This window comes from Flavobacterium sp. RHBU_3, from assembly GCF_046613565.1.
In the GTDB taxonomy this organism is placed as follows: domain Bacteria; phylum Bacteroidota; class Bacteroidia; order Flavobacteriales; family Flavobacteriaceae; genus Flavobacterium.
This window is the reverse complement of record NZ_JBKJHC010000012.1, coordinates 154,340-163,537: the sequence shown is the minus strand read 5'-3', so window position 1 is coordinate 163,537 and position 9,198 is coordinate 154,340. Positions and strand designations below refer to the sequence as shown.

Sequence of the window (9,198 nt, the reverse complement as noted above, 5' to 3'; positions counted from 1 at the left end):
CACTGCAGAGCAGCAGGTGCTTATTATAGAGGTAGATACCGTAAACGGTAAAGTAACCAAGCGTATCGTTTACTAACGGTTGCTATTAAATAACATACCCAAAATGATAGGGCTGCCAAAAAAAGGCAGTCCTATTTCTTTTTAAGAAACGTTATAACAACCTTAGTATTTCTTTATAAGATTTGCCCTAAAAAAACATATAACTTAGTGCATATATTCTTACTAAAATCTAAATGTTATGGACTATATTGCACTTGAAAAAGATTTTGATTGCACTTGTAGGGATGTAATCACACAGCTCTCGGTCGTATACAAAACCGAGTATTATAACGGTTCGGGAAGGCTTGAGACATTTTTGGATCTTATAAAGACCAATTTTGAAAAGGTGGAACAGGGCTTTATTGAAAAAAACAAATTGACAGACAATACTGAAGCAATAAAACGCATAAGAAAAATAGCCCGCGGGCATGCCAAACTATGCCTTGATGACTATGGTAAGTTGCTATAGAGGAAACGGAGCCGACAAACTTTATTGTTTTGTTGTAAAATATTGTAACAGTAAACTGGGTGAACTGTGTTTATTTTGACATCTCGAAATTAACGTAGACCTGTAATATGAGTTTTAACATTGAGATGCTTAAAGGGGAGCTCGAAAAGGCATGTGCTGAAACGAAAAGATCATTTTATAAAAAGTTTAGCAGAAGCCTTTATGTTTCTAACCGTGGAGCCAAGCTTGAATCTTTTATCAGCGAACTTCAAAACCAATTTCAATGTACGTCGCAAAAGTTTATAAAAGATAATAGCCTTGAAAAAAATACAAGCGCGAAAAGAATTGTTGCCGCTTTAGCGCGTGAATACGCAAAAAAAGCGGTGGAGGACTTCAGTAGGATTCAATAAGTATTTCAGGCAGATAAAAAAGTATCTTTGTATTCTTAAATTTAAGAAATATGCCACGCATACTTGCCATAGATTACGGAGCAAAGAGAACCGGAATAGCGGTTACAGATGAATTGCAACTAATAGCTTCTGGGCTTACTACGGTAGACACCCCCAAGTTATTTACATTTCTCACGGATTATTTTAAAAAGGAGAAAGTTATTGGGGTAGTGGTAGGTGAGCCAAAACAAATGAATGGCCTTCCATCTGAAAGTGCGGGTATGATAGAGAAGTTTGTAGCTGATTTTGCAGTACAGTTTCCTGAAATTGAAATAATAAGGATAGATGAGCGCTTTACAAGCAAATTAGCATTTAACGCCATGCTTACGGGAGGACTTAAAAAGAAACAAAGGCAAGATAAAGGCTTAATTGATGAAATTTCTGCAACGATTTTGCTTCAGGATTATTTATCTCAAAAAAAATAGTTGTAATTTTTTGAATTTTGTTAAAAATATATATTCCACAATATAAGCAGCGATTTTATAATAATTCTTTGATGTTTTCGCTGTAAATTTGTTTTTTCAAAAAATAGCTGATGTCAACTGATAAGCAACAAGAACCCGAAGTGGTTCTTATAGGCGCCGGTATTATGAGCGCCACTTTAGGTGTGTTTTTAAAGGAATTAATGCCTGAAGTAACAATCAATATTTATGAAAAACTTGATGTGGCTGCTGCCGAAAGCAGCGATGCTTGGAACAATGCAGGTACCGGTCACTCAGCTTTTTGTGAGCTTAATTATACTCCAGAACTTAAAGACGGAACAATAGAAACGTTTAAGGCAGTACGTATTGCCGAATGGTTTGAACAGTCTAAGCAATTCTGGACGTACCTTATACAAAAAGGACTGCTAAACAATCCTGAAAACTTTATCAGACCCATACCACACCTTAGTTTTGTGTGGGGTGCTGAGAATGTTACGTATCTTAAAAAAAGGTATGAGGCACTAAGCAAGTTTCCTTTGTTTAGTGCTATGGAATATACTGAAGACACCCAAACCCTGAAGCAATGGATTCCGCTTGTTATGGAAGGCCGTAAAGAAGGAGAGGCTATTGCGGCTACCAAAATGAGCATGGGTACCGATGTTAACTTTGGAGAACTAACCCGTAACCTGTTTGCTTGGTTGGGTAGCCAGAAAGGTGTAAACATTTATTACGGTAAGCAGGTAAAAGACATTAAGCGAAATGGTACCGGATGGAAAATTAAGGTTAAAGACGTTACTACCGCAGATAAGGCAGCTGTAACTACCAAGTTTGTATTTATAGGCGCAGGTGGAGGATCTTTACATCTGCTTGAAAAATCGGGCATACCGGAAGGTAAAGGCTATGGCGGTTTCCCGGTAAGTGGACAGTGGCTGAAGTGTGTTAATGAAGAACTCATAGAAAAGCATAATGCTAAAGTATACGGTAAAGCATCGGTAGGAGCACCACCTATGTCGGTTCCGCACGTGGATACCCGTATGATTAACGGTAAAAAAGAACTACTTTTTGGTCCTTATGCTGGTTTCAGTACCAAGTTCCTTAAGCAGGGGTCTTATGCTGATTTATTTACATCAATAAATTTAGGTAACATTAAACCAATGCTTGCAGCAGGGTATCATAACCTGCCGCTTACAAAGTATCTTATTCAGCAAGTAACTCAAAGTCCTCAGGATAGGCTTGAAGCCCTTAAGGAATATCTTCCGGATGCAAAGATGGAAGACTGGAAACTTGAAATTGCAGGTCAGCGTGTACAGGTTATTAAAAAAGATGAACAGGCGGGAGGTAAGCTTGAATTTGGTACAGAAGTAATAAATAGTGCAGATGGTTCGCTTGCTGTACTACTTGGGGCTTCGCCGGGTGCAAGTACCGCTGTAACTGTAATGCTTGATGTTATGGAGCGTTGTTTCCCTCAGATAAAAACTACAGATTGGCAGACTAAACTAAAGACGATGATTCCATCTTACGGGCAGTCGCTTAATGAAAATCCAGAATTGTTAGCTACGGTTCGTAAACAATCTGATGTCGCTTTAAAAATTAACCATTAACAGGTAATCATATAAAACACAAAGAGAGGCTATAAAGCCTCTCTTTGTGTTTTAAAAATATATCTATTTTACTGTTTCAAGGTTCTTAACCGCCTTTACTATTCGTTCACTGAGGCTGTTTAGCCATACAAGTTGTTCTATAACCAGTTGGGCTTCTTCCATACGCAATCTAAATTCCTGCTCATTGGTCAGTTCCAGTTCTTTTAACTCTTCAGCACGTATATTTTTAAGTTCGGTAAATCGCATTGCCAGTTCGTCGTTGTTATTTAGTAACGCTGTTTCAATCCTGTTTTCCATATCCATTAGCGATACGGCGTGCTCAAGGTTTTTTATTATAGTTTCTACCACTACATTAAAAGCTTTACTTGCCGATGTTGTTTTATGCGATTGTATATACGTACCCATAGATGCCAGAGATGAAAGCATGGTATGGTTCAGTACTGCTATTTTATAAATCTGTTGCTGCTGCTTTTGTTTGCTTTTAGGTTCCTGAGCCATGCGCTGATAGCTTTGCATCAGGTTGCCTAACGAAACAAAAGCATTTTTACGTGCCAAGCGATACCCAGTAGTTACATCACCTTTATTATTGTAAAAGCGGGAAATTTCTATTAGGTAGTCCCTGTTTGCTTCTATCGCGCTCTTAATATATTTGGGCAGGCTTATAAACTCCCAAGAAGGCCAAAAGAAGTAATTAGCTATAAACGCCAGTACTGCACCCACGGCAGTATCTATAAATCTGTACTGAATTACACCGTTAATATTAGGTGTAAGTAATGAGTAAAGTAATATAACATAAATGGTTACAAATGTGGCTCCTATGCTATAGTTAATTGCTGTAAAGGTAAAACCTAAAAGCATGCAGATGATAGAGAGTGTTCCTATTATTTCAGGCGAATGTATAAAGTATAAAAGTGCAAATGCAATAATTCCACCTGCCACAGTACCTACTATACGTTGGTATGAACGCTGCTTAGTAAGACCATATCCCGGGCGCATGATAACTACAATGGTAAGCAGTATCCAATAAATATTCTGAAAAGGGAACAGGTTCCCTATAATAAAACCGATTGCTATGGTAAGGGTTAAGCGCAATGAGTGCCTGAAGATGGTACTGCTAAAGGTAAGGTTTTCCCTTAAAGTACTCAGCATATAATTTTCTGGTGTCAGGAATTTTTCCAAGTCGCGCCTGCGTTGTTCGGGCATTTCTTTAAAAGAAAGATTTTGCGCAAATACCCGTTCTATAAATTTGATTTTTTCTATTTGCTTTTCAGCATAGTGTAACACATTAAGAAGCATCCACACACCTTCGGCGTCGTCGTTGTTGCTTGTCCCGGTTTCATATTCTGAAATCGCCAGAGACAATGCCTCAAGATTTTTCGAAAGATCGTTTTTAGGAAGATATTGTTTGTGGTTTTCCAGGTTTTTTCCAAGTCTTTTTAATGTTGCCGCCATATCGTAGGCAAGCTTTTGGTATATGGCAAGAACTTTGGAATCTTTACCAAATTTTTCATACATCTTGCTGTGGTCGAATGGAGTAGAAAGCCCCAACTCAAGAATTTCCATAAGAGAAATGAAAACCATAAGCATGCGGCGGCTTTTGTTGTTTGTACCTGCCGAGCTGTGACTGCGTATCAGTATTTCCCTAAGGTTGTCATGGGTAGTATTAATATCTACCTGAAGGTGCAGTTGTTTGCTAATGATGCTTTCCCGTTCGGCGTTAGCATCCCATAAATCGCCTCGAAGCTTCATGTACTTGGCTGTGAGTTTTAGGCAATCTGCTATCTGGAGTTCGCTATACCGATGTGGGTTCAGGTAGTTAAATGTAAGTGATAACAAGGTGTAAAAAAGTGAACCTGCCAACACTTCGCCTGCATAAATAAATACTTCAGGCCCCTGCTGAATATGGCCTGTGCCTAATGCTATAGCCAGTAAGCCCGAAAATGAGACCATAGTAGCCCTTTGCCCATATACAGAGATCATGGACAGGAAAAAAATAAGTGCTGTAATTACAGGGTAAAAAAGCCAGGGCAGAGGATGTAGTATGTTTACTAAAAGTGTACTGCCCGATATTATTGCAGCTGCAGTACAAAGCCCTTTCACCCGTTGCTGCCAGTTGCTTGGAATATCAGAAGGGTAGGTTAAGAACGCCCCTAAGGCAATTGTAAAGCCAACTTCAAAGTGGCCAAATTGTTTAAGCACAAGTACAGGCAATACAGCCGATACCGTAACAATAAGAGCACGGGTAAAGTAAGCATTTTCGGTAAATAGGCGTACGCGTTGTATCATATAAGTATAAATGCAAAGGTACATAATGCAAAATTTGGCTTTGTAATATTGCCGTGAATTCTCACAAAAATTTAGCATTTACAGTTGGTACGGTAATGTTGTAATTATTTGCTATTTTTGCGGCTTAACAAGGCTGTGCCATGGGCATGGTTTTAACACACACGATTATGGTACTACCTATTATTGCATACGGCGATCCCGTATTGCGAAAAAAAGGCGAAAATATATCGCAGGATTATCCTAACCTGAAACAGCTTATAGCTGATATGTTTGAAACCATGTACAATGCACATGGTGTTGGCCTTGCTGCGCCGCAAATCGGTTTGGCTATCAGGCTTTTTGTTATTGATACTACGCCTTTTGGTGAAGATGAAGATTTGAGTGCAGAAGAACGCCAGCAGCTTTCTACATTTAAAAAAGCACTTATAAATCCGGTAATCCTTAAGGAAGATGGTGAGGAGTGGGGCTTTAATGAAGGTTGCCTTAGTATTCCGGAAGTACGTGAGGATGTATACCGCCATGAAAGGATAACCATAGAGTATTACGACGAAGATTTTAATAAACATACCGATGTTTATGATGGCCTTATAGCCAGGGTTATACAGCATGAGTACGACCATATTGAAGGAATTTTGTTTACAGACAGACTATCTGCGTTAAAAAAGCGTTTGATAAATAAGAAGCTCCAGAATATAATGGAGGGTAAAACAAGGCCTGATTATAAAATGAAATTTATTGCCAAAAAAGGCAGATAATTTTTGTTTTTAAAGGCAAACATTAGATATTTGCCGTCCTTAATTTTTAAGACTGAGAAAAACACTGTATAATGAGTATAGAAAAAATATTAGCCATTTCGGGTAAACCGGGGCTTTATGAACTGAAACTGCAGACCCGTACCGGTTTTGTGGCTGAGTCGCTTATAGACGGAAAAAAAGTAACTGTAGGCCTAAGGAGTAACGTAAGCCTGCTTTCTGAAATATCGGTATATACGTATGATGGCGAAATACGTCTTAGTGAAGTATTCCGTAATATCGCTGAAAAAGAAGATAATGGCCCGGCAATTTCTCACAAAGAAGACAATGCCAAGCTTGAAACTTATTTCAGGGAGGCACTTCCTGAGTTTGACGAAGACAGGGTATACGCTTCTGATATTAAGAAGATACTTAACTGGTACAACATGCTTCAGGCTAAAGGCCTTGTAAGCAAAGATGCGCCTGCTGCCGAAGCTACTGAAGCACCTGCTGAAGAAGTAAGCGCAGACGAATAAGAATAATTTACAATCTTAGTTTATACAAAAGTCCTGTTGCGGTAAAATGCAGCAGGATTTTTTTATTTAGTATATATTGCACAAAAATCAACAATAATGTATTACATAACAGAAGAAGTAAGAAGGATTAATTGTGCCGAAGCTATTGTTGGAGATATAAAGCTTATTGATAATAAAATGGTTGTAGCTTTTGGAAACCTTATTATCATGGAAGGAGGAAAAGATCTATTATTAAACAGAAATTCAGGTTCATTTGTAAATCTCTGTTTTGTTGTTTTTGACGAAATTGAAACCATAACTTTCGATTTTGATTTCAGTCGTTTGATTCCACTTGAAAATCGCGAATGCCATGGCGGTACTAATTATTTGACAGGAGAACATTCAGAATTCTGGTTAGCTTACAAGAAAGGTAGAATATTGTTTACAAATCAATCCGCGTTTAAAAAAATTCCCGATTACTTTATTAGTAAAGAAATTGTAAGTCTATTGCATGAAAATACGATTACTGCTGAAGTACTTTCATTACTTGGAGTGATAAAATAAATCACAAAGGACTGTAAATCGCATCGGGATTTTTTATTTTTACAACAAATTTTTCAGCCATGAACACACGCCAGCAACAACTTGACGCTTTTAACCGCCTGCTCGACATTATGGACGATCTGCGCGAAAAATGTCCGTGGGATAAAAAGCAGACCCTGCAAAGCCTTCGCCACCTTACCATAGAGGAAACTTATGAGCTGGGTGATGCCATTCTTGATAATGATCTACAGGAGATAAAAAAAGAACTGGGCGATATACTACTACACATCGTATTTTATTCAAAAATAGGTAGTGAAACCGGTGATTTTGATATTGCCGATGTGGCTAACAGTATTTGCGATAAGCTAATACACCGTCATCCACACATTTATGGCGATGTGGTTGTGGAAGATGAAGAACAGGTGAAACAGAACTGGGAAAAGCTTAAGCTGAAAGAAGGCAAAAAATCAGTGCTCGAAGGTGTGCCTAAGAGCCTGCCTGCATTGGTTAAGGCCAGCCGCATACAGGATAAAGCCCGCGGAGTGGGTTTCGACTGGGAAGAACCGGGACAGGTTTGGGAAAAAGTGCAGGAAGAGATAGCTGAGTTCCATGAGGAAGTTGTAAATGGCGATCAGGATAAAATAGAAGACGAATTTGGAGATGTATTGTTCTCCCTGATAAATTATGCACGGTTTTTGAAAATAAATCCTGAAGATGCCTTAGAACGCACCAATAAGAAATTTATAAAGCGTTTTACCTATCTTGAGGGTAAAGCTGCTGAAATGGGTAAATCACTTGCCGATATGACCCTTGCCGAGATGGATGTATTTTGGAACGAAGCTAAAAAGCTGTAATTATAGATGAAAAAGTTATTAGCATTATGCCTTTTTATGGGCAGCCTTTGTTACGGGCAAAAGATTACAGTAGCAGAACTCCAGATAAAGCTTGAGGGAAATAAAACCGAAGAAGTAATGTACGGCTTTGCTGCCGGAGATCGCGTTATTCTTACTTTAAAAGCTGAAGGCGCTTCATTGGCGGAAGTAAGTGTGCTTCAATATCCTGATGTATTAAAATACAAAGGACAAAATATTAAGGAAGAGAAAAAGGAGTTTACCGTAATTGATAAATCAGTTTACGTATTCAGGTTTAACAATACTACACGTGGTAAGCGTACCTGCAATGTTACCATAACCCGCATACCTGCCGGTAGCGATACCCGTAACTTTAATACTGCTGTGAAATGGGCTACGGTACAAGATACGGTTTGGACATCGGTTGATAAAGATGTGCTTACCGGGTATGATTCGTTACGGGTACAGAAAACCCGTCGTGTCATAGCATCTGAAAACCGCTATGAAGAAATGATACTGGATAAAAGCCAAAGGGTAGGAGCGAAGGCAACAAATTTAGGCGATACACGTTCGTTTGTGGCTTTTACACTACCTGAAAATACAGTTACCAAAGATGAGACTAAAAAGGTAGTTGCCTGGGCATATTGGGTAGGTGTAGGCGAGGAGAGTAATGAGTTTTGGAAACAGAACCGTAAAATGATTGTAGGCGCGGTGCAAACGGCTACTACTTATTTTACATCGCCACTGGGCGGTGTGGCTGCCGGTGCGGTGACTAACCTGGTACTGCCAGTAAATGGTGAGGATGTAGAGTATGCGCTGACGAATGAAGCCAACAAAAAGCTGTTTATGGAAGGTAAAGAGTGCAAGCCTTATGATAACGGTAAGGGTATTGCGGCCTATAAACGATTTATTGATGCCAAGATGCTGCAAGGTACTTATTACATGGCACTTGCTAATGATAACCTTGTGCAGCCGATAGATGTTAATGTGAAGGTTTCGGCTATAATAGAACATATTAAATATAAAGACGAGAAATATACTGACTATACTGTAACACCACGTTATGAAAAGAAATCAGTTAAGCAACCACAAATTACTTCAGTAAAGATTCCGGTAACATTTGACCATAAATAGTCTTGACTCCACTTGTTATCATAATAGCGGAAGTACTGGTTTTACTGCTATTGTGTATTGGCTTCGATATGAAGAAAATACCTTATGGCAAGCAAATCACTTTACTGATAATAGTATTGGCAAACATATTTGTGTTTCCAAACTTTTTTTATCCTGACCAAAGCGATGTAAAAACACGA

10 protein-coding genes are annotated in these 9,198 nt (G+C 38.7%); 9 read left to right on the top strand and 1 reads right to left on the bottom strand.

Features of this window, described 5'->3' with window-relative positions; translation table 11 throughout:
• The first annotated feature begins 238 nt into the window (after window positions 1-238).
• The 4 genes from ACLI1A_RS16530 (at window position 239) to ACLI1A_RS16515 (ending at window position 2,959) form a co-directional block, all read left to right on the top strand.
• Window positions 239-508 (top strand): hypothetical protein, encoded by a 270-nt coding sequence (locus ACLI1A_RS16530; protein WP_411409790.1) that lies wholly within the window; start codon window positions 239-241, stop codon window positions 506-508.
• Window positions 509-615: 107 nt separating this feature from the next.
• A complete protein-coding gene (locus ACLI1A_RS16525; RefSeq protein WP_411409789.1) occupies window positions 616-897 on the top strand; it encodes a hypothetical protein in 282 nt (93 codons plus the stop codon).
• A 50-nt stretch (window positions 898-947) separates the two neighbouring features.
• Window positions 948-1,361 carry a Holliday junction resolvase RuvX gene (gene ruvX, locus ACLI1A_RS16520; protein ID WP_411409788.1) on the top strand — a complete coding sequence of 138 codons (414 nt, stop codon included), beginning with the start codon at window positions 948-950 and terminating at the stop codon, window positions 1,359-1,361.
• Between the two features lie 110 nt (window positions 1,362-1,471).
• Window positions 1,472-2,959 carry a malate:quinone oxidoreductase gene (locus tag ACLI1A_RS16515; protein ID WP_411409787.1) on the top strand — a complete coding sequence of 496 codons (1,488 nt, stop codon included), beginning with the start codon at window positions 1,472-1,474 and terminating at the stop codon, window positions 2,957-2,959.
• Between the two features lie 63 nt (window positions 2,960-3,022).
• Here ACLI1A_RS16515 and ACLI1A_RS16510 read toward each other — a convergent pair whose 3' ends face one another.
• Window positions 3,023-5,269 (bottom strand): FUSC family membrane protein, encoded by a 2,247-nt coding sequence (locus ACLI1A_RS16510; protein ID WP_411409786.1) that lies wholly within the window; start codon window positions 5,267-5,269, stop codon window positions 3,023-3,025.
• A 143-nt stretch (window positions 5,270-5,412) separates the two neighbouring features.
• Between ACLI1A_RS16510 and def the strand changes: the two genes are divergently transcribed.
• The 5 genes from def (at window position 5,413) to ACLI1A_RS16485 (ending at window position 9,019) form a co-directional block, all read left to right on the top strand.
• Window positions 5,413-6,000, top strand: coding sequence for a peptide deformylase (gene def / locus ACLI1A_RS16505; RefSeq protein ID WP_411409785.1), 588 nt, complete (start codon window positions 5,413-5,415; stop codon window positions 5,998-6,000).
• Window positions 6,001-6,071: 71 nt separating this feature from the next.
• Entirely contained in the window at window positions 6,072-6,512 is a 441-nt protein-coding gene (locus tag ACLI1A_RS16500) for a DUF5606 domain-containing protein (protein ID WP_411409784.1), read from the top strand.
• Between the two features lie 96 nt (window positions 6,513-6,608).
• Window positions 6,609-7,055 (top strand): hypothetical protein, encoded by a 447-nt coding sequence (locus tag ACLI1A_RS16495; protein ID WP_411409783.1) that lies wholly within the window; start codon window positions 6,609-6,611, stop codon window positions 7,053-7,055.
• 59 nt (window positions 7,056-7,114) lie between these two features.
• The gene (gene mazG / locus ACLI1A_RS16490) at window positions 7,115-7,888 is read left to right on the top strand and encodes a nucleoside triphosphate pyrophosphohydrolase (RefSeq protein WP_411409782.1); all 774 of its coding nucleotides are present in this window, start codon (window positions 7,115-7,117) and stop codon (window positions 7,886-7,888) included.
• Window positions 7,889-7,894: 6 nt separating this feature from the next.
• Entirely contained in the window at window positions 7,895-9,019 is a 1,125-nt protein-coding gene (locus ACLI1A_RS16485; protein ID WP_411409781.1) for a hypothetical protein, read from the top strand.
• Window positions 9,020-9,198: the final 179 nt, after the last annotated feature.